The sequence below is a fragment of the Actinacidiphila alni genome (genome assembly GCF_900112845.1).
Taxonomy (GTDB): domain Bacteria; phylum Actinomycetota; class Actinomycetes; order Streptomycetales; family Streptomycetaceae; genus Actinacidiphila; species Actinacidiphila alni.
Window position 1 is genome coordinate 327,828 of the sequence record NZ_FONG01000008.1, and the last position, 23,422, is coordinate 351,249.

Consider the following 23,422-nt stretch of genomic DNA (forward strand, 5'->3'; position numbering starts at 1 on the left):
CTGATCACCCGTCGGTAAACTGACGGCATGACAGGACAAGTTCGCACCGTCGACGGCCGTGTTGCCGGTCGCCGGGGACAGGCGACGCGGCAGAAGCTGCTCGACTGCCTCGGCGAGATGCTCAGCACGTCGCCGTACCGGGACGTCAAGGTCATCGATGTCGCCCGGATGGCGGGCACCTCCCCCGCAACGTTCTACCAGTACTTCCCCGACGTCGAGGGCGCCGTTCTCGAACTCGCCGACGAGATGGCCAAGGAAGGGGCGGGCCTGACCGGACTGGTCGCGGGCCGCTCCTGGGTCGGCAAATCCGGTGCCCAGGCGGCCGAGGAACTCGTCGACGGCTTCCTCTCCTTCTGGCGGAAGAACGACGCCATCCTGCGCGTCGTCGACCTCGGAGCGGCGGAAGGGGACAAGCGGTTCCACAAGATCCGCATGAAGATCCTCAACGCCGTCACCCATTCCCTGACCGACTCCATCAAGGACCTGCAGAGCAAGGGCAAGGTCGACAAGGAGGTCAGCCCGGCGGCCGTCGCCGGATCGCTGGTCGCCATGCTGGCCGCCGTCGCCGCGCACCAGAAGGGCTTCACCGGCTCGGGCGTCAAGCAGGCCGAGCTGAAGCCGAACCTGGCGCTGCTGGTGCACCTCGGTGTGACCGGGAAGAAGCCGGCCAAGTAGCGGACGCGGTACGCACCGCTCCGCGCGTCGACGTTCCGCAGTCCTGCCAGAAAGTCACGCACAGTCCCGCCCCGGCGCGGGCGCCGCACACAGTCCTCGGGGGAGGTACGCGGCGCCCGCGTCGTCGTGTTCCCGGCCCCTTTCCCGGCCTGCTTACCGGCCCCCTGACCGGCACGCTCCCGCGCCGGCCTCCGGGCCCGCCCCGTACACCGGGTACGCCCGGCCGCAGACGCGCGGCCGCCCGGCGCGGCATCATGTGCGGCATGACCAGCAGCAGCCAGCCCCCGGGAGCGCCCCGGCGCAGCCCGCTCCGGACGCTCCGGACATTCCTCTCCCCCGGCCCCGACTCCTCGACGCTCCAGCTCAAGGCGTACGCGTGGACGTGGACGGTGCTGCTGGTGGTGTGGGTGAGCGCGCAGTTCTGGTCGCACCCGGACACCCTGCGGCGCGTGCTGTACGTCGTGCTGTCGCTCGTCTCGATCACGCAGACGCTGAGCGCGCTGGCGATCCTGGGCAAGCGGCGCCGGCCGTGACACCGCGGAACCGTTCGGGGTTACGCTCACACCCGCGCGAGCAGTTACCTTCCGGTACCGCCGCACCACGTTCCCGTACGACGTCAAGGCCCCGGGAGTCCTCCATGCCACACCCCAGCACCGCCGCGCCGGACGCCATCGTGATCGGCGCGGGACCCGGCGGCCTGGCCGCCGCGGCGGCACTGCGACAGCGCGGGGTGCGCCCCCTGGTCCTGGAGCGCGCGGAACGGCTCGGCGCGTCCTGGCGCGGCCACTACGACCGGCTGCGGCTGCACACCACCCGCCGGCTGTCCGCGCTGCCCGGCCTGCAGATCCCGCGCGCGTACGGCCGCTGGGTCGCCCGTGACGACGTGGTCCGCTACCTGGAGCAGTACGCGGAATTCCACGACCTCGACATCACCACGAACATAGCCGTGGAGCGGGTCAACCGCGGCGCCTCGGGCGTCGGCTGGGAGCTGCCCGCCAACGGCGGCCGGGTGCTGACCTCGCCGGTCGTGGTGGTCGCCACCGGGCACAACCACTCCCCCTATGTGCCGGAGTGGGCGGGCCTCGACACCTTCCCCGGTGAACTGCTGCACTCCGCCGCCTACCGCAACGCCGCCCCCTACGCCGGGCGTGACGTGCTCGTCGTCGGTGTCGGCAACAGCGGTGCCGAGATCGCCGTGGACCTGGTGGAGGGCGGCGCGGGACGGGTCCGGCTCGCGGTCCGTACGCCGCCGCACATCATGCGCCGCTCCACCGCGGGCTGGCCCGCGCAGGCCAGCGGCATCCTGTGCCGGCGGCTGCCGACCGCGGCCGTCGACCGGCTCGCCCCGTACATCGAGCGGGCCAGCGTGCCCGACCTGTCGGCCTTCGGCCTGCCCCGCCCGGAGACCGGTCTGTACGCGCGGGTCCTGGACGGCGCGATCCCGGTGCAGGACGTGGGCCTGATCGACGCCGTACGCGCCCGGCGGGTCGAGCCCGTCGCCGCCGTCGAGAGTTTCGACGGCGACAAGGTGCACCTGGCGGACGGTTCGCAGATCGGCCCGGAGGTCGTGATCGCCGCGACCGGTTACCGGCGCGGCCTCGAACCGCTGGTCGGCCACCTCGACGTGCTCGACGGCCGCGGCCGTCCGGTCGTGCACGGCGCGCGTTCCCCCAAGGGCGCGCACGGCCTGTACTTCACCGGCTTCACCAACCCGATCAGCGGGATGTTCCGCGAGATGGCGATCGACGCGCGCCGGATCGCGCGGGCGGTGGCGCACTCCCGCTGACGCCTGCCTTCCGTTTACTGCCGGGTCGACTACTGCCGGGTCAACCTCCGCGCGCCGGGCGTGCGTTCAGCCCGTGACCGCGAGCGCCGGTACGGCGACGGCCGGCCTGCGGCGGATCACCAGGGACATCAGCGCGGCCACCGCGCACAGCGCGCCGGAGGAGTACCAGACGACGTCGTAGGAGCCGAAGGTGTCGCGCGCGACGCCGCCGAGAAAGGCGACGAGGGCGGCGCCGACCTGGTGGGAGGCGAGCACCCAGCCGAAGACGATCGCGCTGTCCTCGCCGTAGTGCTCGCGGCACAGGGCGATGGTCGGCGGCACCGTGGCCACCCAGTCCAGGCCGTAGAAGACGATGAAGAGCACCATCGGCGGCCGGACGCTGTCCGCGAGCAGGATGGGCAGGAACATCAGGGACAGCCCGCGCAGGCCGTAGTAGATCGCGAGCAGGCGGCGCGGCGAGAGGCGGTCGGTGAACCAGCCGGAGGCCACGGTGCCGACGATGTCGAAGACACCGATCACGGCCAGCAGCGAGGCCGCGGCGGTGACGGGCATGCCGTGGTCGTGGGCGGCGGGCACGAAATGCGTCTTGACCAGGCCGTTGGTGGAGGCGCCGCAGATCGCGAAGGTGCCCGCGAGCAGCCAGAAGGGGCCGGTGCGCGCCGCGTCCCGCAGGGCCCGCAGCGCGCGGCCCGCGGAGCCGGTCGCCGGCGCCGGCTTGGGCACGAACTCGGCGGCGCCGTAGGGCGCGAGGCCGACGTCGGCGGGGTGGTCGCGCAGCAGGAACCAGACGAAGGGGACGACGGCGAGCGCGGCGCAGGCCACCACCACGGCGGCCGGGCGCCAGCCGTGGTGCTCGGTGATCCAGGACAGCAGCGGCAGGAAGACCAGCTGCCCGGCGGCGCCGCCCGCGGTGAGGATGCCGGTGACCAGGCCGCGGCGGGCGACGAACCAGCGGTTGGAGACGGTGGCGGCGAAGGCCAGCGCCATCGAGCCGCTGCCGAGGCCGACGAGCACGCCCCAGCAGAGGATGAGCTGCCAGACCTGGGTCATGGACACGGTCAGGCCGGCGCCGAGCGCGATGGTGACCAGCGCGCAGGCCACCACGCGCCGGATGCCGAAGCGGTCCATCAGCGCGGCGGCGAAGGGCGCGGTCAGCCCGTACAGCGCGAGGTTGACCGAGACGGCGACGCCGATCATGCCGCGCGACCAGCCGAATTCGGTGTGCAGCGGGTCGATCAGCAGGCCGGGCAGGGAGGCGAAGGCCGCGGCGCCGACGAGCGTCACGAAGGTGACGACGGCGACCGCCCAGGCGCGGTGCGGGCGGACGCGCATACGGCCGCTGCGGCCGCCGCCCCTACCCCGGGCGCCGGGGTGGGGGCCGGGGGTGTCCTGGACCTGACCGGTGGAGGGCGATGTCTGTGTCACGCGATCAGTCTGCGGAGGCCGGTGCCGCCCGGCGAGTGGCCCGATGGCCACGATGTGAAAGAATCGGGCCATGGCTGTTTCCCCGCGACCGGACGATGCGGACGATCCCGGCGCCGTCTTCCGGCACCCCGGCCGGCACCGTGTCGCCGTCTTCGTCCTCCCCGGCGTGATCCCCTTCGAGCTGGGCATCCCCTTGCGGATCTTCGGCAACGCCCGGTCCGCCGAGGACGACAGGAAGCTCTACGAGATCGTCACCTGCGGGGTCACGCCCGGCCGGGTCCGTACCGACGCCGACTTCGACATCGTCGTCGAGCACGGCGTGGAGGCGCTGGCCGAGGCGGACACCGTCGTCGTACCCGCCTCGCACGAGCTGGGCCCCGTCTTCACCGACGGCGTGCTCTCCCCCGAACTGGCCGCGGCCTTCGCCCGGTTCAGGCCCGGCGCCCGTACCGTCTCGATCTGCACCGGCTCCTTCCTGATCGCCGCCGCGGGCCTGCTCGACGGCCGCCCGGCGACCACCCACTGGAGCAGCGCCGACCACTTCCAGCGGCTCTTCCCGCGGGTCAAGGTCGACCCCGACGTGCTCTACGTGGACGACGGCGACGTCCTGACCTCGGCCGGTGTCGCCGCGGGCATCGATGTGTGCCTGCACATCGTGCGCCGCGACTTCGGTACGGCGGTGGCGAACGCGGTCGCGCGCCGCACCGTCGTACCGCCGCACCGCGAGGGCGGCCAAGCGCAGTTCATCCGCAGGCCGCTGCCGGAGCCGCAGTTGGCCAGTACGGAACGGGCCCGCTCGTGGGCGCTCGACCGGCTGCACGAACCGCTCACCCTGCGGCAGCTCGCCGAACGCGAGTCGATGAGCGTCCGCACCTTCACCCGGCGGTTCCGCGAGGAGGTCGGGACGAGCCCGGGGCAGTGGCTGACCCAGCGGCGCGTCGAGCACGCCCGGCACCTGCTGGAGTCCACCGACCTCGGGATCGACGCCGTCGCGCGGCAGGCGGGATTCGGCACGGCCGCCTGCATGCGCCAGCACCTCCAGGCGGCGCTCGGCGTCTCGCCGAGCACGTACCGCCGCACTTTTCACGTCACCGCGCGGCCGTGAGCCTGCGCGGGAGGGGGTGCGGGGGTGCGGGGTTCAGGTGAGGGCGGGGGCGGGCGCCTGGCCGCGGTCGACCTCGCACCAGATCTGCTTGCCCGCGCCTTCCGGCTGCCAGCCCCAGCGGTCGGCGAGCCCGTCGACCAGCTCCAGGCCGCGGCCGCCGGTCTCGTCGCGGTGCGCGTGCCGGGGGGCCGGCGGCGCCTGACTGGTGTCGGCCACCTCGACCCGGACCGGGGAGGCGGGCGCCGCGGGGAAGAGCATCCGCAGCACGGCCGGACAGCCGGTGTGCACCACCGCGTTGGTCACCAGTTCCGAGATGAGCAGGATCAGCGTCTCCGCCACCGGCTCGTCGGCTCCTATGCCGGAGCCCGCCAGCCGGGAACGCGCCCACCGGCGGGCGCGCCCCACCTCCGCGGGGTCGACCCCGACCTCAAGCTGCACCTGAAGCACCTGCACCGCTCACACCATCCGAACCGGCGGACACAACGCCTCGCGCCTGCCCGGGATCACCGTGCGTGATCCCGGCACCACCCAGCATGATTGACCGACAGTCACGCCAACAAGCGCTTCGGGCATATTCCAGCGCAACGGAGTACCCGTGCTGCATACTGTGCGGCACATCCGGCGGGGAATCGAACGACCGGGCAGAGCGCCCGCCCGGCTCGGCCGGACGGCGCCTCCGGGCACCCTGGAACGCACACGCACCCGATGGAGCGTACCCGAGGTCCCCGCCGACTCCACTCCGCGTCACGTCACGCATCGGACACAACGCCGTGCGGACACTCCGTGACGCGGCGGCAGCCGGACGGTCACCGCGCGCCAGCAGCGTGTACGCAGCGTCACCGGCACGGAGCGCCGCTCCGCCGGTCCGTCGAACTGCTCGCGGTCCCGGGCGTGTTGGATCAGGCGGACAGGGGGCGCGCGGTGTCGTCGGTGGCCGCCACCAGGTCCGGGTAGACCTCGAAGAGCCGGCGTACGCCGAGCGCGGCCAGCACCCGGTTGACGTGCGCGCCGCCGCCGTAGCCCTCGGCGGCGGGTCCGGCGGCCGGGCCCTCCTCGGGCAGCACGATGCGCAGCCGGCCCGCGCAGGACCGCATCAGGCGCCGGGCGCCGATCAGGACGCCGACCCCGCTGGAATCGCAGAAGCGCACGTCGACGAGGTCGAGCACCACCTGGCGGCGGCCCGCGGCGACCGCGTCGTGCACCTTCTGCCGGACCGCGGGCGACGAGATCAGGTCCATCTCCCCCGCGACCGTCACCACCACCCAGCCGTCACGCTCGGCCTGGGTCACCAGCACCGGTACCCACCTCGCCTCGCCGTCGACTCCAGGAACGTCATCACCTTGACCCTATGCCCGTTCCCAGTCGTAACTCTGCAATGTTCCGGTCACACACGGATAACAGAGCGCCAAAAGCGATCACAGTCAGCGGCAGGTTGGTGCAAAGGGGCGCACGCCGTCACGGCCGCCGGTTACATTCGACGTGAGCGCCTCCGGGCGCACAGAACACACGCGGCTACGGCCGGTGTCCGGCGGGGGGCGGCGTACGGCAGGGCGCGACGAGGCAGCGCGCGGAACGCGGAACACGGCAGGACGAGGCAAGGGGGCGGCAGATGGCGACACCCGCACCACAGCGCTGGGACCGCAAGATGCAGCAGCGGCTGGCCCGCGGTGAGGAAGCCGCCCTCGGCGAGTTGTACGACCGGTACGCCTCCCTCGTGCACAGCCTGGCCAGCCGGGTGCTGGGCGACGACGAAGCGGCCAACCACATCACCCGCGAGGTGTTCGGCTACATCTGGGAGAATCCGGACGCCTACGACCCCAAGCACGGTTCGCTGCGCTCCTGGATCGCGACGCTCACCCAGCGGCAGGCCGTGCACCGGCTGCGGCAGCTCCAGAACCGCGGGCGCTCCACGCCGGACGAGGTGGAGGCGCGCGTGCGCCGGGCCAACACCGCGGCGCGCGCCGACTTCATCGTCACCTCGATGCCCGCGCCCCTGCGCGCCGCCCTCGAACTGGCCTACCGGGACCGGGTGGACTACCGCACCGCGGCGGCCGGGCTCGGCGTCAGCGAGGACGAGGCGCGCCGCCGGCTGCGGCTCGGGCTGCAACTGCTGTCCACCGCCATGGAGCCGGGCGGGCACACCGACGGTCACACCGGTCACCCGCACGATCCCCGCGGCCAGCGAGGCCACCGATGAGCGGCCCCGCCTACCGCAACGGCGACGGCCCGCACAGCGGTGACGGCGCCAATGAGCCGCGCGTGCCGTACCAGCGCGAGCAGTTCGGGCCGCACGGACCGGAGCGCGGATCGTACGAGGAGCCCGCACCGTACGAACAGCACGGACCGGCTGGGTCCGCCGCCGGGGACCTGGTCGCGGGCGAGCAGGACCCCGAGGCGCAGCCGCAGTTGCCGCACTACGACCACCGCACGCTGAAGTCGCTGCTCGGCGCGTGGGCGCTGTCGGTGTGCTCGCACGACGAGTCGCTCGCCGTCGAGGTGCACCTGACGGACTGCGCGACCTGCGCGGAGGAGGCGCTGCGGCTGCGGGACGCGGTGGGCCTGCTGCACCAGGAGGAGTCGCTCGACCTCGATCCGCTGCTGCGGGCACGGGTGTTGGAGGGCTGCCTCGGCCGCCGCCCGGCGCGTATCCCGGTGCCCGAGTGGGCCGGACCGTACGACGCGGAGGCCGCCCGGCTCGACGCGCTGCTGCGCGACCTCGGCGACGACTACTGGAAGGCGCCGGTCGAGCTGAAGTGGCACGCGGGCGAGCCGCGGTCCGAGCGGTTCACCGTCGCCCAGGTGATCGGGCATCTGACCGCCGTGGACAGCCTGATCGCCCGCTCGCTCGGTCTGCCGCCGGACAGCGGCGAGGCGGCGGCCGATCCGCCGCGTCCCGGACTCGGCGGCCTCGGTCTCGGCCTCGGGATGGGCATCGCCTCCCGCGCCCGGCTGCGGCGTTCGCGCGGCCTGGGCGACTTCCCGCTCGAACCGGTCGAGCGGACCACCGCGCACTGGGCGACGCACAGCATGCTGCCGGGCTCCACCGTACGGTCGCTGTGGCGCGAGCAGAGCCACAATCTGGTGCGGACGGTCTCCTTCGCGGGCAGTGGCGCCGCGGGGCTCGACGTCGACTACGGCTCCTTCGCGCTGCCGCTTGAGGACGCCTTCCTGGACCGGGCCTTCGAGTGCTGGATCCACGCGAACGACATCGCGGACGCGGTGGACTACCCCTACGATCCGCCGGCGCCGCGCAATCTCAACCGGATCATCGACATGGTCGCGGCGCGGCTGCTGCCGGAGGCGCTGGCCGACCGGCGCAGGGCGGGGCTCACGACGTCGCCGACGCGGCTGGTGGCCGCGGGCGCGCCGGGCCGCTCGCTGCTGCTCGAAGTCGAGGGCAAGGGCGGCGGTCGCTGGTACCTGCCGCTGGACTCGCCCGGCGCGGTCGCCTCGCCGGAGGAGACGGTCGCCCATGTGGCGATGGACAGCGTGGAATTCTGCCAGTTGGCGGCGGGCCACATCGAACCCGAACGGATCGCCTTCGGTCAGAGCGGCGACCGTGATGTGATCCGTGACGTGCTCTTCGCGGCGGCGTCGCTGTCCCGGCTCTGACCGTCCCGGCGCTGAGCCCGGTCCCGGCCTGTTTCGAACCCGTTCAGAACGGGTGGCGGCCCGACGGCGGATCCCCTCAGGCGAAGACGACCGTGCGCCGCCCGTTGAGCAGCACCCGGTGCTCGCTGTGCCACTTCACCGCGCGGGCCAGCGCCTGGCACTCCACGTCCCGCCCGATCGCGACCAGTTGCTCCGGTGTGACCTCGTGGCCGACCCGCTCGACCTCCTGCTCGATGATCGGCCCCTCGTCGAGGTCGGCCGTCACATAGTGCGCGGTGGCGCCGATGAGCTTCACACCGCGGGCGTGCGCCTGGTGGTACGGCTTGGCGCCCTTGAAGCTCGGCAGGAAGGAGTGGTGGATGTTGATGATCCGCCCCGACAGCTCCCGGCACAGCCCGTCGGAGATCACCTGCATGTAGCGGGCGAGCACGACCAGTTCGACGCCCTCGGCGCGCACGATCTCCAGCAGCCGCGCCTCGGCCTCGGCCTTGGTGTCACGGGTGACCGGCACATGGTGGAAGGGGACGCCGTAGGAGCCGGCGAGTTCCTGGAAGTCGGTGTGGTTGGAGACCACGGCGGCGATCTCGACCGGCAGCGCGCCGATGCTGGTGCGGAAGAGCAGGTCGTTGAGGCAGTGGCCGAATTTGCTGACCATCAGCACGACGCGCATGCGCTCGTCCGACGGGTGGATCCGCCAGTCCATGTGGTACGCCTCGGCGACCGCCGCGAAGCTGGCCCGCAGCTTGTCCACGGTCACCGCGGACTCCGCGGAGAAGTGCACCCGCATGAAGAACAGGCCGGTGTCGCGGTCGCCGAACTGCTGGCTGTCCACGATGTTGCAGCCGGTCATGAAGAGGTAGCTGGAGACCGCGTGCACGATGCCCTGTTTGTCCGGGCAGGACAGGGTGAGGACGTACTGCGGGTCTGGCTGCGGCGGCTGCTGTTCGGTCACGGCGCCAGCCTCGCACACACGGACCCGTTCGGGCCGGACTGTCCGTCACGCGGACCGTCCGCGGACCGCACGGATCACACGGATCGCACTCGGGACGCGGACCTCTACGAAGCGGCGGACCGTATGTAGATCGCCAGCACTTCCAGCGACCGCGGCGGCGTGTCCGGGTCCTCGCCGTCGGCGCCCGCCATCCGTACGTGGGCGTCGCGGGCCGCGCGGACCGCCTCGGGCCAGCCCGGGTGGTCCAGGTAGGAGTCGACCGGCGCGTCGGCGCCCACCTGGTGCAGGATCTTCAGCACCCGCAGCACGGCCACGTCGACGAGCGCGGCCTCCTGCGAGTCCCGGAAGATCGTGCCCACGTACTTCTCCGCGGACCAGTTGTCGAGCCAGGTGTCCTCGACGAGCCGGTAGACGGCGTCGGTGACGTCCCCGTATCCCTCGCGGCCGGCCTGCCAGACCTCCCGCTGGAACACCGGGTCGCTGATCATGTGCAGCGCGGAGCGCACATTGCTGCGCCAGCGCCACCACGGCATGTCATTGAGCGGCATGCCCCCCATCGTGGAGGAGTGACGGCCGCGACGGGAAGACTTCTCCGAACCTTGCACAATGCCGCATCGTACGTTCTCGAACACCGGCACCTGCAATTCACCCGATAGTGACCGTCCGTTCGCTCGCGGTCGGCCACCCGTTGGGCCCGGCCGGGAACCTTCTCCATACATGAAGGAACGTCGCATCCGCAGGGTTCGCACGGGCGCCGTAGCGTTGCTGGCCACAAGTGCGCTGCTCAGCGGCTGCGGAGTGCTTCCGGGGGGCTCGGGGGGCTCCCCGGGACCGCTCGTCGTGATGACCTGGGCGCCGGTGGACACCAAATCCACCAATATGCCGGGAATGCTGGCGATGGCGCAGACGTATCAGAAGTACGTCAACGAGCAGGGCGGCCTCGGCGGCCGTCAACTGAAGGTGCTCACCTGCAACGAGCGCAATGACGCGGTGGCGGTGACGGACTGCGCGGGACAGGCGGCGAAGGCCGGCGCGGTCGCGGTGGTCGGCTCGTACAGCGAGGAGGGCACCGCCTTCACCACCGCCCTGGAGTCGAGCGGCATCCCGTACATCGGCGGCTACGGCATCACCGCCGACGAGTACCAGAGCCTGCTGTCGTACCCGGTCAACGGCGGTCTGCCCGCGCTGCTCGCGGGCAACGGGCGGCAGTTGGCGGACCTGTGCAAGAAGGTCGATCTGGTGCGGCCCGACTCGATCACCGGCGATCAGTTCCCGATCTTCCTCGACCAGGGGCTCAAGGCCGGCGGCAAGGCGCCCGCGCGCGACCTGCTCACCGCCGACGACGCCAACGACTACACCGACGTCGCCACCGAGGCGGTCGGCGACAACAAGTCCTCGACCTGCGTCTCGGCGGTGCTCGGCGACCGCACCAGCACCTTCTTCGACTCCCTGCGCCGGATCGGCGACGAGCGGCCGAAGGTCCGGCTGTCCTCGGTGCTCGGCAGCGTCCAGCAGTCGCTGGTGGACTCCACCGGCGGTTCGGGCAGTCCGCTGGAGAACGCGTACGTCACCGGCTGGTACCCGCCCGCCTCCGACGGCAAGTGGGACGAGATGAAGGCGGCCGTCAAGAAGTACGCCTTCGGTGACAACCGGATCGACGTCGCCGACCCCGGTGTGCAGACCACCTGGGTCGCGTACACCGCCTTCGCCAAGGTGGTGCGGGCGATGGACCCGAAGACGACGGTCACCGCGGACAGCCTGCACCGCGCGATGGACACCACCACCCATCTGTCGACCGGCGGCCTGACCCCCGACCTCGGCTGGACGCAGAGCGATCTGCTGGGCATCCCCGGCCACTCCCGGATGACCAACTCCAAGGTCACCTATCAGGTGGTGCGCGACGGCCGGCTCGTCGCCGCCAGGCCCGGCTTCGTGGACCTGACGAAGACGCTCAAGGAGAGCTGAGCCCTTCCTCCCGGGGCCGTACTCGGCGCGTCACACGGCCGCCGCGTCACACGGTCGCCGCGTACGTCCAGAAGTCGCGCATCACCGCGGGCGGTGTCGGCGCGGTCATCGACGCCTGCGTGAACAGGATGCTCACCGCGCCGGTCGACGGCGTGATGTGCGCGGCGGTGCCGCTGCCGCCGACCCAGCCGTAACGTCCCGGCACGTTCCACGGGTCGACGGACACGACGTCCACCGAACCGCCGAAGCCCCAGCCCTGGCCCTCCAGGAAGAGCCGGCTCGCGTCCCGCTGCTCCGGGGTCAGCCGGTCGGCGCGCATCCGCCGTGCCGATTCCGGTGACAGCAGCGCGCGGCCGTCCACGATGCCGTCCGCGAGCAGCATGCGGGCGAAGGCGTACCAGTCGTCCACGGTCGAGACGAGCCCGCCGGCGCCCGAGGCGAAGGCGGGCGGCCGCGTCCAGGACACATCGGGCGCCTCGGACAGCCGCAGCGTGCCGTCGGGGCCGGGACTGTAGGCGCTGGTCAGCCGGTCGAGCGCGGCGGCGGGCACGGTGAAGCCGGTGTCGGTCATGCCGAGCGGTCCGAAGATCCGCTCGGCGAGGACGTCCGCGAAAAGGCGGCCCGTGACCCGTTCGACGAGCACGCTCTGGAGGTCGGAGCCGGTGTTGTAGAGCCAGGCGTCGCCGGGCTGGCGCAGCATCGGCACCTTGGCGAGCGTCGCCAGCCACGCGTCCGGGCCCGCGATGCCGTCGGGCCGTGCCGGGCCCTGCCGCAGATCGGTGAAGAGCGGTTGCACGGCGGGCAGCGTGAAGTCGCTCGGGAAGCCCCAGCCGGCCCGGAAGTCGAGCAGATCGGCGACGGTGACAGGCCGCTTCGCGGGCACCACATCATCCATCGGCGACCGTGGTGTCCTGACGACGACGGGCGCCGCCAATTCCGGCAGCCAGCGCGCGACGGGGTCGTCCAGCGTGATCCGGCCGTCGTCGACGAGCATCATCACCGCGGCGGCGGTGACGGGCTTGCTGACCGAGGCGATCCGGAAGATCGCGTCCCTGGCCATCGGCGCGGCGCCCGCCGCGTGCGCGGGGTCCGCCAGGTGCGCGGAGCCGACGACCGCGACCTCGGCCCGGCCGCCGCGCGCCACCAGGGCCACCGCGCCGGGGATCGCGCCGCTGTCGACGTGCGGGGCCAGCGCCTCCCGCAGGCTGCGCGCCGCCGCCGGGCGGTTCGCGGCGCTCCTCGCGGAACTGCTGTGCGTGGGCTGTGTCATCGGTCCACCTCTCGCGTCGTGCGGTCGAGGGGTGGACCGGCGCGGCGGCCGGAAGTCATCGGTGCGACGGATCTCCGTCGCACCGGGCCGGGCCGTGCCGTCGGATCGCGTCGTGTCGCGTCGCGCGGTGCGGGCTGGTGGAGCCGGCGGTCAGAGCTGGCTGTACTGCCGCTGCGTGAGGCCGTACTGCTTGGCGATGGTGTTCCAGAGCTTGACCGCGTGCTTCTTCTGCTCGGTCGCGGTGCCGCTCTCGCGGTTGCCGGCCTGCGCCTCGTTCGTGCTGCGCGCGTGGCCGCCCTTGCAGACGGTGTGGTTGTGCGCCGCCTGGTCGCCCCAGGCCGCGTAGTGGGTGTCGGCGGCGGCCGACGCCTGCCACGCCTTGGTGAGCGCCACCGTCAGCGCCGCGTGATCGGGCAGCTTGTCCACCGGCAGCGCCTTGAGCTGGGTGACCAGTCCGGTGCGCTGACCGGCGGCGGCCCGCAGATCGGCGGCGGCCGGGCCGAGGTTCTTGCAGTTCTTGACCGACTCGACCGCGGCGATCACCGAACTGCGACTGTTGCCGCTGGTCTTGAGCAGGGCGTCGAGGCCCTGCGCCTGCTGCTTGGCGGCCGCGTCGACCGTGGGCTCCGCGCTGTCGCTCGCGGAACCGCTCGCCGACGCGGACGGGGTGACGCTGCTCTTGGCCGCCGTGTTGTCGGTCTTGTCGCCGCCACCGCCGCCGCCACCGGTCATCAAGGCACCGACGACCAGACCCGCGACCACGCATCCGGCGACGACGATGCCGATCACCACACCCGGCGACTTCTTACGTCGCGGCTCGTCGTCCCGGCCGTCGTCGTAGCCGTAATCCCGGTCGTAGCCGGGGTCGTACGGCGGCTGGCCCCCGTACTGCTGCTGTTGCTGTTGCTGCTGTTGCTGGGCGGACGGCGGCTGGATGATGCGCTGGCGCAGCGGCTCGGGGCCGGGCACGTCATTGCGGAAGAGGTGGTCGTAGTCGCTGTCGTGCACCGGGCTCTGCTGCGGCTGCTCGTACCCGCCGCTCTGCCCGCCCTGACCCTGACCCTGGCTCTGGCCCTGGCCGTACGGGTCGGCGCCGTACTGCTGCTCGTAGCCCTGGGTCTGCTGCCCGTAGGCGTCGTACGACTGCTGGCCGTATCCCTGGTGGGCCTGCTGCTGGCCGCCGTACGGCGGCTCCTCCTCGCGGTCCTGGAAGATCGACAGCGGCAGTGCCTGGGTGGCCTCGGCGGGGGCCGGCATCTGCGGGATCAGCGGCTGTGCGGGGGCCTGCGCCGGGATCTGCGGTGCCTGCGGGGGCACGGGCGGCAGCGGCGGTACGGGGCCGGGTCCGGCGGCGTGCTGCATGCCCGGGTCGCCACCCGGATAGGGCGGCAGCATCTGCGTGGCGTCCGCCACGGGTACCGGATTCTGCGCGCCCGGGTTGCCGCCCGGGTACGGCGGCAGCATCTGCGTGGCGTCCGCGGCCTCGGGCATCGCCTGCGGAGCGGGGTCGCCCCACGGGGTGCCACCGGCCGGCTGCACGTGCTCGCCGTACGGGACGGGCGGCTGCTGCCGCCCCGCGGGGAGCACGACGCCCCGGTACGCCTCCGGCGTCTCCTCGTCGCGCCCGTCGCTGTGCATCGCCGCTGACTCCCGCCTGTGCCCTGTCGTCGGATCGTCGTCCGATTGCCGGTGGATCGTCGGATCCGCCGGAACCACCCGCCAACGCTACCGGGTGAAGCCGACCGGCAACCACGTACCCGAACGAGTGAACGCCAGGACACACCTGACGGCCCCGGGGGCCGGGCCCACCCGGCCCGGTCCCGCAAGGTCTCTCCAGCGATTTGACCGCCGTACGCGGATCCGGTGTCGGTCGCGTAACGATTCGGTGATGGTCCGCTATGCGGCGTCCTGTTCCTCCAGACGGGCACCGAATTCACGGACGACGGGCTCCGCGGCGTACGGCTCCAGGCGGTGCCGGAAGTCGTCCAGGTACTCGGCGCCGCGGTTGGACCGCAGGCCCGACAACAGGGCCACCGCCTGGGTGCCGGTGGCGCACGCCTCCTCCAATTCGCGCTGCTGCACCTGGGCGTCGGCGAGCAGCAGCAGATCGATGGCGCGCCGCCGGGTGCGCGTCTGCGGGTGCGCGGCCAGCGCCTCCTCCGCCCGGCGCGCGGCGGGCACGGCCTGGCCCAGGTCGCGGTGACAGTGCGCCAACTCGTCGGCGAGATAGGCGTGGTCGAAGTGCGCGATCCACGGCGGGTCCTCGTCGGGCCGGGAGCGTTCCATGGTCTCGACCGCGAGATTCGCCACCGCGGCGAAGGTGCGGGCGTCGCCGAGCAGCGCGTGCCCGCGGGCCTCGGCGGCGTAGAACATCGCCTCGGCGGTCGGCGTGACCCGGCCGCGGGCGCCTTCCTGCGCGGCGCGGGCGAGTTGGGCGATCTCGCGCGGATTGCCGAGCGAGGCGGCGAGGTGGCTCATGCCGGCGGCCAGGATGTAGCCGCCGTAACCGCGGTCGCCGGCCGCCTGCGCCAGTCGCAGCGCCTGGATGTAATAGCGCTGGGCCAGGCCCGGTTGGCCGGTGTCGACCGCCATGTAGCCGGCCAGTTCCGTCAACCGGGCGACCGCGCCGAACAGTTCCCTGCCGACCTGGTCGCGGTAGGTGCCCGCGAGCAGCCCGGACACCACGCTGTTGAGGTAGTGCACGACGACCGGGCGCACATGCCCGCTGCCGAAGCGGTGGTCGAGGTCGGTGAGCGCCTGGGTGGTGGCCTTCACCGCCTCGACGTCGGCCATGCCCACCCTGGCGCCGCCGTTGCGCGCGACGGCCTGGTCGGGCCGGGTGATCAGCCAGTCGCGGCTGGGCTCGACGAGCGCGGAGGCGGCGACGGTGGAGCCGGTCAGGAAGTCGCGGCGCCCGACGTCGCTGCGCCACAGCTCGCAGACCTGCTCGATCGCGCCGAGCACGGTGGGCGCGAAGTGCAGTCCTATTCCGGTGGCCAGGTTCTTGCCGTTGGCCATGCCGATCTCGTCGATCGACACGGCGCGGCCCAGCTTGCGGCCGATCGCCTCGGCGATGATGGCCGGTGCCCGGCCGCGCGGCTGCTGACCGCGCAGCCAGCGCGCCACGGACGTCTTGTCGTACCGCAGGTCGAGACCGTGCTCGGCACCGCACATGTTGACCCGGCGGGCGAGCCCGGCGTTGGAGCAGCCCGCTTCCTGGATGAGTGCCTGGAGCCGTTCGTTCGGCTGCCGTGCCACGAGCGGTCGTGCGGCCATGAATTCCCCCAACGTCGACGATGCCAACCCCGGTGTCACCCTTCGTCCTGGTGACACGTGCCCAGCCAACGGCCGAAAAATGCCCAGTTGTTCCGGCATTTCCCACCGTTCCGCCCGTGGCGGAACGGCGAACGGCCCCCGAATGACTACCCGGCTGCGGGCGCCGATCGCGCACGCGCCCCCGGTCGTGCACCCGTGCGCCCGCCATGAGCCGCGGCCCCCGCCCCGTAACCGACGCCCATGACGGAAGTTGTGCAGCGCGTGGAAGACACCATCGGAGCCGCGCGACCGCTCACCGACCGACACCCCGACCCTCGCGACACCCTTGTCGACGCCGCGGTCCGGTACGCGGAGGAGCGGCGCTGGGACGTGCTCGCCGGTTCCTGGCTGGAGGACGACCCGGGCGGCCGGGTGCTGTGCTCCTGCGCCTCCGCCACCTGCCCGACGCCGGGCGCCCACCCGACGCGCCCCGACTGGGCGACGCACGCCAGCGGCAGCGCGCCCGCGGTCCGGCGGATGTGGGCCAAGCAGCCGCGGTCCTCGGTGCTGCTGCCCACCGGCCGCACGTTCGACGCGATCGACGTGCCGGAGGTGGCGGGCTGTCTGGCGCTGGCCCGGATGGAGCGGATGGACCTGCCGCTCGGCCCGGTGCTCTGCACGCCCGACCGCAGGCTGGTCTTCCTGGTCCTGCCCGGCGCCGCCGTCAAGGTGCCCGATCTGCTGCGGAAGCTGGGCTGGACGCCCGGTTCGCTGGACCTGGTGGTGCGCGGCGAGGGCGAGTGGCTCGTCGCGCCGCCGACCCGCACCGGGCGCGGCAGTGTGCAGTGGGCGCGACAGCCGACCGCCCTGAACCGCTGGCTGCCGGACGTCGAGGAGCTGCTGAGCCCGCTGGCGTACGCGTGCGGGCGGGAGTTGGCGGCGGCGCGGGGGCGCTGACGCGGAGTCGGCTGGGGCGTCGGGGTGTTAGGGCGTCGGGGGCGGCGGAGGCGTCGGGCCGCTGACGCAGCGCTACCGCTCCGGGTCCGCCGGTCTCGCCGGTGCTACGTTTCCGGGTCTCATGGTCACTGTCAGTGGTCGCGTCTAGGGTTGTCGGACGGGACAGGGGCACGAGACGGGGAGAGGTGCCGCAGCATGTCGGAGCCGCGGGAAGAGCGGGAGAAGAGGCCGCGCCTCGAACCGTACCGGCCGGTGCCGTACGGGAAGGCCGTCGAGGAGGGGCCGGACACGACCGGTGACGGGCAGCCGGTCGCGGTGCGTGTCCGCGGGCTGTGGAAGCGCTTCGGCGAGCAGACGGCGGTCGCCGGGATCGATCTGGAGCTGCCCGCGGGCCGCTTCATCGGCCTGGTGGGGCCGAACGGCGCGGGCAAGACCACCACGCTGTCCATGGTGACCGGTCTGCTGCGGCCGGACGACGGCATCGTGCGGATCGTGGGCCACGATGTGTGGACCGACCCGGTCGGCGTGAAGTCCAGGATCGGTGTGCTGCCCGAGGGCCTGCGGCTGTTCGAGCGGCTGTCGGGGCGCGAACTGCTCGCCTACACCGGCCGGTTGCGCGGCCTGCCCGGCGAGGAGGTCGACAAGCGCGCGGGCCAGCTGCTCGACGTGCTCGACCTGTCGGCGAGTCAGCACAAGCTGGTCGTCGACTACTCCACCGGCATGCGCAAGAAGATCGGCCTGGCCGCGGCCCTGCTGCACAACCCCGAAGTCCTCTTCCTGGACGAGCCGTTCGAGGGCGTCGACCCGGTGTCGGCCCAGGTCATCCGGGGCGTGCTGGAGCGCTTCACGGAGTCGGGCGGCACCGTCGTCTTCTCCTCGCACGTGATGGAGCTGGTGGAGAGCCTGTGCGACTGGGTCGCGGTGATGGCCGCGGGCCGGATCGTGGCGCACGGCCCGCTCGCCGAGGTGCGCGGCGACGCGCCCTCGCTCCAGGACGCCTTCCTGTCGCTGGTCGGCGCCGACCGGCGCGGCGGGCAGGGGCTCGACTGGCTGAGCGGCGGCAAGTGATGGGTGCCGGGGTGACCCTTCCGCCGCCCGCGCCGCCGTCCGGACCGCCTTCCGGGCCGTCCGAGGTGCCGTCCGTGCCCGGCCGGGAGCCGTCCCTGACACCGGTCTTCGTCCGGCTCAAGCTCGCCATCATGCGCAACGGCCTGCGCCAGTCCACCGGCCGCACGGTCGGCTGGTGCATCGGCGTCGCCTTCGCGATGCTCTACGCGCTCGGCATGGGCGCCGGCATGATCGCCCTGCGCGGCGACCATTACGCCCCGGCCGCCTCCGTCACGGTGGCCGTCGTCCTCGGCGTGGGCTGGGCGATCATGCCGCTGTTCTTCTTCGGCGGCGACGACACCCTCGACCCGACCCGGCTGGCGATGCTGCCGCTGCGCCCGCGCCCGCTGATAACGGCGCTGCTGGTGTCCTCGCTGCTCGGCGTCGGCCCGGTCTTCACCCTGATCGTGTCGGCGGGCGCGGTCACCGCGGTGGCGCACGGCTGGGCCGCGGGCGTCGTGGCCGTCGTCGCCGTCGCCCTGACGCTGCTGCTGTGCGTGGCGCTGGCGCGGGCCGTCGCCGCCGCCAACACCCGGCTGCTGACCAGCCGCAGGGGCCGCGACCTGGCACTGCTCAGCGGTCTGTTCGTGGCGGTCGGCGCCCAGCTGGTCAATCTGGGCGTCAGCTCGCTGTCGTCCAACGGCGGGCTGCACCGGGCCACTTCGGTCGCCTCCGTGCTGCGCTGGATCCCGCCCGCGCCCGCCGTGGACGCGGTGCGGTCGACGGCGCGCGGCGCGTACGGCCTGGCCGCCGTGCAACTGGCCCTGACCGCCGTCGTCCTGGCGCTGATCCTGCGCTGGTGGTACGCGACGCTGTTCCGGCTGATGATCTCGCCGGACGCGTCCACGCTCCAGGCGGCGCCGGACGGGGCGGACCGCGGGGCGCGGGGGCGCGGGCGTGTCGGGGGCCGGGGTCGTATCGGAGGCCGGTTCGGGAGCGGCTTCGGGGGCGGCTCGGGGAGCGGTCGTGCGGGCGGCGGTCTCGCCGGTCGGCTCGCGGGCGGGCGGCTGCTGGGCGGGCGGACGGGCACGGTGATGGCGCGGCAGTTCCGGTACCTGTGGCGGGACCCGAGGTCGAAGGCGTCCTGGGCGACGGGCCTGGCCGTCGGGCTGCTGCTGCCGCTGGTCGCGGTGGTGCAGGACGGCACCGTCTACCAGTGCCTGTGGGCGGCCGGGCTGCTCGGCATGCAGATGTACAACCAGTTCGGCATGGACGGCTCCGCCTTCTGGACGGTGTCCGCGACGATCGCCACGCGCAGGGACGCCGCGCTCGAACTGCGCGGCCGGGCCCTGACGCTGGCCGCCGTCGCGGTGCCGTACGTCACCGTCGTCACCACGGGCGCTGCCCTGCTGCTGGGCCGGACGTCGGCGCTGCCGGAGACGCTCGGTCTGTCCTTCGCCTTCCTCGGCGCCCTCATCGCGACCGGCAGCTACGCCAGCGTCCGCTTCCCGTACGCGGTGCCGCAGGACAATCCGTTCGCCAACGCGGCGCCCGGCCAGAGCGGTCTGGTCGCGCTGAACGTCTTCGGCGGCACCTTCAGCGGAGCCGCGCTCTGCCTGCCGGTGCTCGGCCTGACGCTCGCGCTCCATCTGACCGGCCACCACGGGCTGTTGTGGCTGATCCTCCCGCTCGGGGTGCTCTACGGGCTCGGGGCGGCGGCGGCCTCGCTGCGGTTCACCGGTCCGCGGCTGCTCGACCGGCTTCCGGAGATCCTGGCGGTGGTGGCGAAGAGCTGACGCCCGGGGTCGGGGGCTCGGCTGCCGCGTGGGCGGCTGCCTTGTCCCGGTCGCGCGGGCGGCGCAGTTCCGTCGTCCAGTAGAGGAGCGCGAGCGCGGGCAGGGCGGCGCCGAGCGCTGCCGCCGCCGTCCAGCCGCCGGCGTGGTAGGCGTAGGAACCGGCCTGCGAGCCGACCGCGCCGCCGACGAAGAAGGTGGCCATGAAGGCACTGTTCAGCCGGGACCTGGCCTGGCCGTCGAGCCGGTAGATCACCTGCTGGCCGAGGATCAGGGTGGTCTGCACGGCCATGTCGAGCAGGACGGCCGCGGCGCCGAGCGCGATGACGCTGTGCCGCCCGACTCCGGCGAGCCCGAAGGACAGCGCGGCGACGGCGAAGGCCGCCGCCGTCATCGGCCGGACGAGGCCGCGGTCGGCCCAGCGCCCGGCGAGCGGCGCCACCAGCGCGCCGCCCGCGCCGGCCAGGGCGAAGAGCCCGACCTGCCACTGCGCGTAGTCGAAGGGCTCGCTGGTCAGCACGAAGGAGATGGTGGTCCAGAAGACGCTGAAGGTGCCGAACATCGCCGCCTGGTACAGCGCCCTGCGGCGCAGCGCGGGATACACCCGCAGCAGCCGCCCGGTGGAGCGCAGCAGCATCCCGTACGAGAGCGCGGCGGCCTCGGCGCCGGGCGCCCGGCGCGGCAGCGACCTGCGCAGCACCAGTGTCATGACGACCATCAACGCGGCCGACGTCAGATAGACGACCCGCCAACTGGTCGCGCCCGCCAGCACACTCCCGAAGGTCCGGGACAGCAGGATGCCGGTCAGCAGCCCGCTCATCACCTGGCCGACGACCTTGCCGCGCGTCTCGTCCGGCGCCAGGTCGGCGGCGAAGGGCACCAGGATCTGGGCGACGACCAGGGTCGTACCGACGATCAGCAGCGCCACCAGCAGCACGGGGAAGCCGGGCGCGAGGCCCGCCAGGACGAGGCCGCCGGTGGTCAGCGCGAGCAGGACGGTGGCCAGCCGGCGCTTCTCCAGCACATCGCCGAGCGGGACGATGAGCAGCAGGCCGGCGGCGTACCCGAGTTGGGAGACGGTGACCAGGCTGCCGGCCGTGACGGCGTCGATGCCGAAGGTGTGCCGCAGTTCGCTGAGCAGCGGCTGCGCGTAGTAGAGGTTGGCGACGGTCAGGCCGCAGGCGACGGCGAGCAGGACGATGAGGCGGCGCGGCGGGCCGGACGCGGACGCATTTCCGGACGCGGATATGGCGGCGTCGGGGCCGGGGGACGGCGCGGCGGACGACGGCTGGGACATCGACACCTCGTTGGCGTGGGAACTTCTTTAACCGGTTCCGACCGTACCAGTTAAACCGGTTCCAGCGGTACGCTGTCCCCATGAGCGCGTACGACACCGACGTCACCGCCCCTCCGGCCCGCTTCCGCGAGGGTGCGGGACGGCTGTGCCTGGACTACCTGCGGACACTGCGCTACCGCGGTACGCCCGCGGTCACGGAGGAACTGACCGATCCGGCGGCGCTGGCCGCGTGGGTCCGGCAGTGCGGCCCCTGCGCCGACGTACCCGCCGGCTCCGTACCCTCGCCCGACGGGCTCCGCGAGGCGCGCGCCCTGCGCGAGGCGGTGTACGCGCTGGTCACCGTCGCGATCGTCCCCGGCCGCCCCGCGGGCACCCCGCCCGGCGCCGGCCTCGCCGAATCCGCCCGCACCCGGCTCAACCGCGCCGCCGACCACGCCGTCCCCGCCCCGCGCCTTGCCGCCTCCGGCGACCTCCGGTGGCACGCCGACGACCCCGTCACCGCCACCCTCGCGCTGATCGCCCGCGACGCCCTCGACCTCGCCGCCTCCTCCGGCCTGCTCCCCCGTCTGCGCCCCTGCGCCTCCCCCACCTGCGGCGCGATCTTCCTCGACCACTCCCGTCCCGGCACCCGGCGCTGGTGCTCCATGGACGTCTGCGGCAACCAGGCCAAGAAGACCGCGCTCCGCGCGCGGGGCGTCTGACCGTCGTCCTACGGCGCGAAGCGCAGCGCCCGCGCGAAGGCGTCGATGTCGTCCATCGCCCGCAGCACGCGCGCCGGATCGGGCGCCGCCGTCAGCACCAGCACATCCGCGCCGTGCTCCGGCACCCGCCACGCGTACCGCAGTCCTACGGTGATGCCGTCGTCCCCGCCATCCCCGTCATCCGGGTCGACGAAGTAGCGCAGTACGCGGATGCCGGTGCCCAACCGCCCGCCGCCGAACTCCTCGACCACCGGCGGCTCCACCGCGTAGTCGGCGTCCGCGTGGGTGAGGGCGCGCAACTCCTCGTCCGCGTCGGCCTCCCCGCCCTCCAGGTCGAATTCGGCGGAGTACACCGCGAGCGGAATCCCGCGCGGGCCCTCCAGGTGGAAGTGCAGCCCGTACCCCGGATAGACCCGCGGATAGCGCTCCATCCCGTACGCCAGCACCTCCGCCAACTCCCCCGCCTCGCCCGGCCCCGCGTGCGCCTCCGCCATCACCCGCGCGTACGCCGCGACGTCCGGGAAGCCCGCCGGCGGTACCCGCACCCACCGCGCGTGGTCCACCGCCCCCGCGTCCAACCGGGCGCTCACGCCAGGCTCCAGCGAAAGGTCGTCATCAGCGCGTCGAACAACTCCACCAGCACCCTGGTGAATTCGCTCCCCGGATCACCGTCCCCGACGGTCGAGAAGGTCACCGTCAGCCAGCGCGACGCGTCCGGCACCGGCAGCGTGTAATCGACGTGCCGCGCGTACGTCTCGATCCCCTCGTCCGGTTCCGGCGGCGCCACGTACTCCCGCCGCACCCCCACCGTCCCCGCCACTTCCCGCACCTCCCCCGCCGTCTCCCGTGCCAGCCCCGCCAGCACCGCCTCCGGCGCCCCCTCCCCCGCGACCTCGGCCACCACGAACGACGCCGCCACCATCGCCCCGCCCCTTGCCTCCACCGGCACGTACAGATCCAGCCCGCCCCCCGCCCGCGCCTCCCGCGCCATCCCCTCCACCCGCCGCCGCACCTCAGCCCGGAACGCCATCCCCCGATCCCGCGGCACCCCCTCGGGCACCACCCCCATCCCCCGGAACACCTTCTCGTCCAGCGCCTTGTCGGTGCCCTCGCGCAGAGGTACCCGGACCCATCCGGGAGGCAGCACCAGCGTGTACCCCACCACGGTCCCCGTCGTCACGGCGCGCCCCTCTCTCCCCGGCTCCGCCGAAGTCTCGTCCTGGCCAGCCAGGCAGTCGCGGGGGCGATCAAGGGGATGGGGGTGAGGTAGAGGATGCCGGTGGATGTGACGGTAATGGCTGTGAGCACACCGCCTACCCACAGGTAGAACAGCACGTCAGAGTCCCATCCACAGGTGCGGTGCAGACCCCATAACCCCCACCAAACCAGCAGCTGTCCAACTACCGCCAAGGTGAGCATCTCGATGATGAACGCCTCCTTGCCCGGATTGAACAGGCGCCCGGTAAGGCCCACCAGGCAGAACCCGAGCGGCGGGACGATCGCCCCCCATCGGATTCGCTTGTCGCTACGAGCAAGCAGCGGATCACTGGTCACATCGCTGACGAAGAACATGTAACTCCTG

At 72.9% G+C, this 23,422-nt stretch carries 23 protein-coding genes; 11 read left to right on the plus strand and 12 right to left on the minus strand.

The features are described 5' to 3' along the window. Positions 1-27: 27 nt before the first annotated feature. From BM076_RS16310 to BM076_RS16320, 3 genes are all read left to right on the plus strand, one after another. Positions 28-675, plus strand: a complete 648-nt coding sequence (locus BM076_RS16310) for a TetR family transcriptional regulator (protein ID WP_093714258.1) — start codon at positions 28-30, stop codon at positions 673-675. Positions 676-938: 263 nt separating this feature from the next. Then, a complete protein-coding gene (locus BM076_RS16315) occupies positions 939-1,208 on the plus strand; it encodes a hypothetical protein (protein ID WP_093714259.1) in 270 nt (89 codons plus the stop codon). Positions 1,209-1,312: 104 nt separating this feature from the next. After that, positions 1,313-2,461, plus strand: a complete 1,149-nt coding sequence (locus tag BM076_RS16320) for a flavin-containing monooxygenase (protein ID WP_093714260.1) — start codon at positions 1,313-1,315, stop codon at positions 2,459-2,461. Between the two features lie 66 nt (positions 2,462-2,527). On the opposite strand, the gene BM076_RS16325 is transcribed toward BM076_RS16320, so the two are convergent. Then, complete coding sequence (locus BM076_RS16325) at positions 2,528-3,886, minus strand: MFS transporter (protein ID WP_407640661.1); 1,359 nt, start codon at positions 3,884-3,886, stop codon at positions 2,528-2,530. Positions 3,887-3,956: 70 nt separating this feature from the next. Between BM076_RS16325 and BM076_RS16330 the strand changes: the two genes are divergently transcribed. Beyond that, positions 3,957-4,991 (plus strand): GlxA family transcriptional regulator, encoded by a 1,035-nt coding sequence (locus BM076_RS16330; RefSeq protein WP_093714262.1) that lies wholly within the window; start codon positions 3,957-3,959, stop codon positions 4,989-4,991. Positions 4,992-5,024: 33 nt separating this feature from the next. On the opposite strand, the gene BM076_RS16335 is transcribed toward BM076_RS16330, so the two are convergent. Together BM076_RS16335 and BM076_RS16340 are read right to left on the minus strand one after the other, a co-directional pair. After that, positions 5,025-5,444 carry an ATP-binding protein gene (locus BM076_RS16335; protein ID WP_093714263.1) on the minus strand — a complete coding sequence of 140 codons (420 nt, stop codon included), beginning with the start codon at positions 5,442-5,444 and terminating at the stop codon, positions 5,025-5,027. Between the two features lie 446 nt (positions 5,445-5,890). Then, positions 5,891-6,280, minus strand: a complete 390-nt coding sequence (locus tag BM076_RS16340; RefSeq protein ID WP_093714324.1) for an STAS domain-containing protein — start codon at positions 6,278-6,280, stop codon at positions 5,891-5,893. 320 nt (positions 6,281-6,600) lie between these two features. Here BM076_RS16340 and BM076_RS16345 point away from each other — a divergent pair, with 320 nt between their 5' ends. Beyond that, complete coding sequence (locus BM076_RS16345) at positions 6,601-7,188, plus strand: sigma-70 family RNA polymerase sigma factor (protein ID WP_093714264.1); 588 nt, start codon at positions 6,601-6,603, stop codon at positions 7,186-7,188. Further along, the gene (locus BM076_RS16350) at positions 7,185-8,603 is read left to right on the plus strand and encodes a maleylpyruvate isomerase N-terminal domain-containing protein (protein ID WP_245796089.1); all 1,419 of its coding nucleotides are present in this window, start codon (positions 7,185-7,187) and stop codon (positions 8,601-8,603) included. The genes BM076_RS16345 and BM076_RS16350 overlap by 4 nt, the downstream gene beginning before the upstream one ends. A gap of 76 nt (positions 8,604-8,679) precedes the next feature. On the opposite strand, the gene purU is transcribed toward BM076_RS16350, so the two are convergent. After that, the gene (gene purU / locus BM076_RS16355; RefSeq protein ID WP_093714265.1) at positions 8,680-9,555 is read right to left on the minus strand and encodes a formyltetrahydrofolate deformylase; all 876 of its coding nucleotides are present in this window, start codon (positions 9,553-9,555) and stop codon (positions 8,680-8,682) included. 104 nt (positions 9,556-9,659) lie between these two features. Further along, entirely contained in the window at positions 9,660-10,112 is a 453-nt protein-coding gene (locus BM076_RS16360; protein ID WP_177246468.1) for an SCO4402 family protein, read from the minus strand. Positions 10,113-10,272: 160 nt separating this feature from the next. On the opposite strand from BM076_RS16360, the gene BM076_RS16365 reads away from it, so the two are divergent. Further along, the gene (locus BM076_RS16365) at positions 10,273-11,520 is read left to right on the plus strand and encodes an ABC transporter substrate-binding protein (RefSeq protein WP_093714266.1); all 1,248 of its coding nucleotides are present in this window, start codon (positions 10,273-10,275) and stop codon (positions 11,518-11,520) included. Between the two features lie 46 nt (positions 11,521-11,566). Here BM076_RS16365 and BM076_RS16370 read toward each other — a convergent pair whose 3' ends face one another. The 3 genes from BM076_RS16370 to BM076_RS16380 all read right to left on the minus strand — a co-directional run bounded on the left by BM076_RS16370 (position 11,567) and on the right by BM076_RS16380 (position 16,066). Then, entirely contained in the window at positions 11,567-12,790 is a 1,224-nt protein-coding gene (locus tag BM076_RS16370) for a serine hydrolase domain-containing protein (protein ID WP_093714267.1), read from the minus strand. Positions 12,791-12,940: 150 nt separating this feature from the next. Next, positions 12,941-14,428 (minus strand): hypothetical protein, encoded by a 1,488-nt coding sequence (locus tag BM076_RS16375; RefSeq protein WP_093714268.1) that lies wholly within the window; start codon positions 14,426-14,428, stop codon positions 12,941-12,943. 258 nt (positions 14,429-14,686) lie between these two features. After that, positions 14,687-16,066 (minus strand): transcriptional regulator, encoded by a 1,380-nt coding sequence (locus BM076_RS16380; RefSeq protein WP_093714269.1) that lies wholly within the window; start codon positions 16,064-16,066, stop codon positions 14,687-14,689. 240 nt (positions 16,067-16,306) lie between these two features. On the opposite strand from BM076_RS16380, the gene BM076_RS16385 reads away from it, so the two are divergent. The 3 genes from BM076_RS16385 to BM076_RS16395 all read left to right on the plus strand — a co-directional run bounded on the left by BM076_RS16385 (position 16,307) and on the right by BM076_RS16395 (position 19,845). Further along, a complete protein-coding gene (locus BM076_RS16385; protein WP_177246469.1) occupies positions 16,307-17,002 on the plus strand; it encodes a bifunctional DNA primase/polymerase in 696 nt (231 codons plus the stop codon). 195 nt (positions 17,003-17,197) lie between these two features. Further along, the gene (locus tag BM076_RS16390) at positions 17,198-18,070 is read left to right on the plus strand and encodes an ABC transporter ATP-binding protein (RefSeq protein ID WP_245796090.1); all 873 of its coding nucleotides are present in this window, start codon (positions 17,198-17,200) and stop codon (positions 18,068-18,070) included. Beyond that, entirely contained in the window at positions 18,070-19,845 is a 1,776-nt protein-coding gene (locus tag BM076_RS16395; RefSeq protein WP_407640662.1) for a transporter, read from the plus strand. Before BM076_RS16390 ends, BM076_RS16395 begins: the two co-directional genes overlap by 1 nt. Here BM076_RS16395 and BM076_RS16400 read toward each other — a convergent pair. Next, on the minus strand, positions 19,784-21,139 hold the full coding sequence (locus tag BM076_RS16400) for an MFS transporter (RefSeq protein WP_093714271.1): 1,356 nt from the start codon (positions 21,137-21,139) through the stop codon (positions 19,784-19,786). The genes BM076_RS16395 and BM076_RS16400 overlap by 62 nt on opposite strands. Positions 21,140-21,219: 80 nt before the next feature. Here BM076_RS16400 and BM076_RS16405 point away from each other — a divergent pair, with 80 nt between their 5' ends. After that, positions 21,220-21,840, plus strand: coding sequence for a CGNR zinc finger domain-containing protein (locus tag BM076_RS16405; protein ID WP_093714272.1), 621 nt, complete (start codon positions 21,220-21,222; stop codon positions 21,838-21,840). Between the two features lie 8 nt (positions 21,841-21,848). Here the strand turns inward: BM076_RS16405 and BM076_RS38010 are convergent, their stop codons facing one another. The 3 genes from BM076_RS38010 to BM076_RS16420 are packed head-to-tail and all read right to left on the minus strand — an operon-like array spanning position 21,849 to position 23,412. Continuing rightward, entirely contained in the window at positions 21,849-22,430 is a 582-nt protein-coding gene (locus tag BM076_RS38010) for a hypothetical protein (protein WP_093714273.1), read from the minus strand. After that, the gene (locus tag BM076_RS36645; RefSeq protein ID WP_093714274.1) at positions 22,427-23,020 is read right to left on the minus strand and encodes a hypothetical protein; all 594 of its coding nucleotides are present in this window, start codon (positions 23,018-23,020) and stop codon (positions 22,427-22,429) included. Before BM076_RS36645 ends, BM076_RS38010 begins: the two co-directional genes overlap by 4 nt. Continuing rightward, a complete protein-coding gene (locus BM076_RS16420; RefSeq protein ID WP_093714275.1) occupies positions 23,017-23,412 on the minus strand; it encodes a hypothetical protein in 396 nt (131 codons plus the stop codon). Before BM076_RS16420 ends, BM076_RS36645 begins: the two co-directional genes overlap by 4 nt. Positions 23,413-23,422: the final 10 nt, after the last annotated feature.

What these genes read in the sequence shown, in the direction of transcription:
- BM076_RS16310 (WP_093714258.1), top strand. Translation starts at nt 28, where the DNA reads ATGACAGGACAAGTTCGCACCGTCGACGGCCGTGTTGCCGGTCGCCGG.
- BM076_RS16315 (WP_093714259.1), top strand. Translation starts at nt 939, where the DNA reads ATGACCAGCAGCAGCCAGCCCCCGGGAGCGCCCCGGCGCAGCCCGCTC.
- BM076_RS16320 (WP_093714260.1), top strand. Translation starts at nt 1,313, where the DNA reads ATGCCACACCCCAGCACCGCCGCGCCGGACGCCATCGTGATCGGCGCG.
- BM076_RS16330 (WP_093714262.1), top strand. Translation starts at nt 3,957, where the DNA reads ATGGCTGTTTCCCCGCGACCGGACGATGCGGACGATCCCGGCGCCGTC.
- BM076_RS16345 (WP_093714264.1), top strand. Translation starts at nt 6,601, where the DNA reads ATGGCGACACCCGCACCACAGCGCTGGGACCGCAAGATGCAGCAGCGG.
- BM076_RS16350 (WP_245796089.1), top strand. Translation starts at nt 7,185, where the DNA reads ATGAGCGGCCCCGCCTACCGCAACGGCGACGGCCCGCACAGCGGTGAC.
- BM076_RS16360 (WP_177246468.1), bottom strand. Translation starts at nt 10,112, where the DNA reads ATGGGGGGCATGCCGCTCAATGACATGCCGTGGTGGCGCTGGCGCAGC.
- BM076_RS16365 (WP_093714266.1), top strand. Translation starts at nt 10,273, where the DNA reads ATGAAGGAACGTCGCATCCGCAGGGTTCGCACGGGCGCCGTAGCGTTG.
- BM076_RS16370 (WP_093714267.1), bottom strand. Translation starts at nt 12,790, where the DNA reads ATGACACAGCCCACGCACAGCAGTTCCGCGAGGAGCGCCGCGAACCGC.
- BM076_RS16375 (WP_093714268.1), bottom strand. Translation starts at nt 14,428, where the DNA reads ATGCACAGCGACGGGCGCGACGAGGAGACGCCGGAGGCGTACCGGGGC.
- BM076_RS16380 (WP_093714269.1), bottom strand. Translation starts at nt 16,066, where the DNA reads ATGGCCGCACGACCGCTCGTGGCACGGCAGCCGAACGAACGGCTCCAG.
- BM076_RS16385 (WP_177246469.1), top strand. Translation starts at nt 16,307, where the DNA reads ATGACGGAAGTTGTGCAGCGCGTGGAAGACACCATCGGAGCCGCGCGA.
- BM076_RS16390 (WP_245796090.1), top strand. Translation starts at nt 17,198, where the DNA reads ATGTCGGAGCCGCGGGAAGAGCGGGAGAAGAGGCCGCGCCTCGAACCG.
- BM076_RS16395 (WP_407640662.1), top strand. Translation starts at nt 18,070, where the DNA reads ATGGGTGCCGGGGTGACCCTTCCGCCGCCCGCGCCGCCGTCCGGACCG.
- BM076_RS16400 (WP_093714271.1), bottom strand. Translation starts at nt 21,139, where the DNA reads ATGTCCCAGCCGTCGTCCGCCGCGCCGTCCCCCGGCCCCGACGCCGCC.
- BM076_RS16405 (WP_093714272.1), top strand. Translation starts at nt 21,220, where the DNA reads ATGAGCGCGTACGACACCGACGTCACCGCCCCTCCGGCCCGCTTCCGC.
- BM076_RS16420 (WP_093714275.1), bottom strand. Translation starts at nt 23,412, where the DNA reads ATGTTCTTCGTCAGCGATGTGACCAGTGATCCGCTGCTTGCTCGTAGC.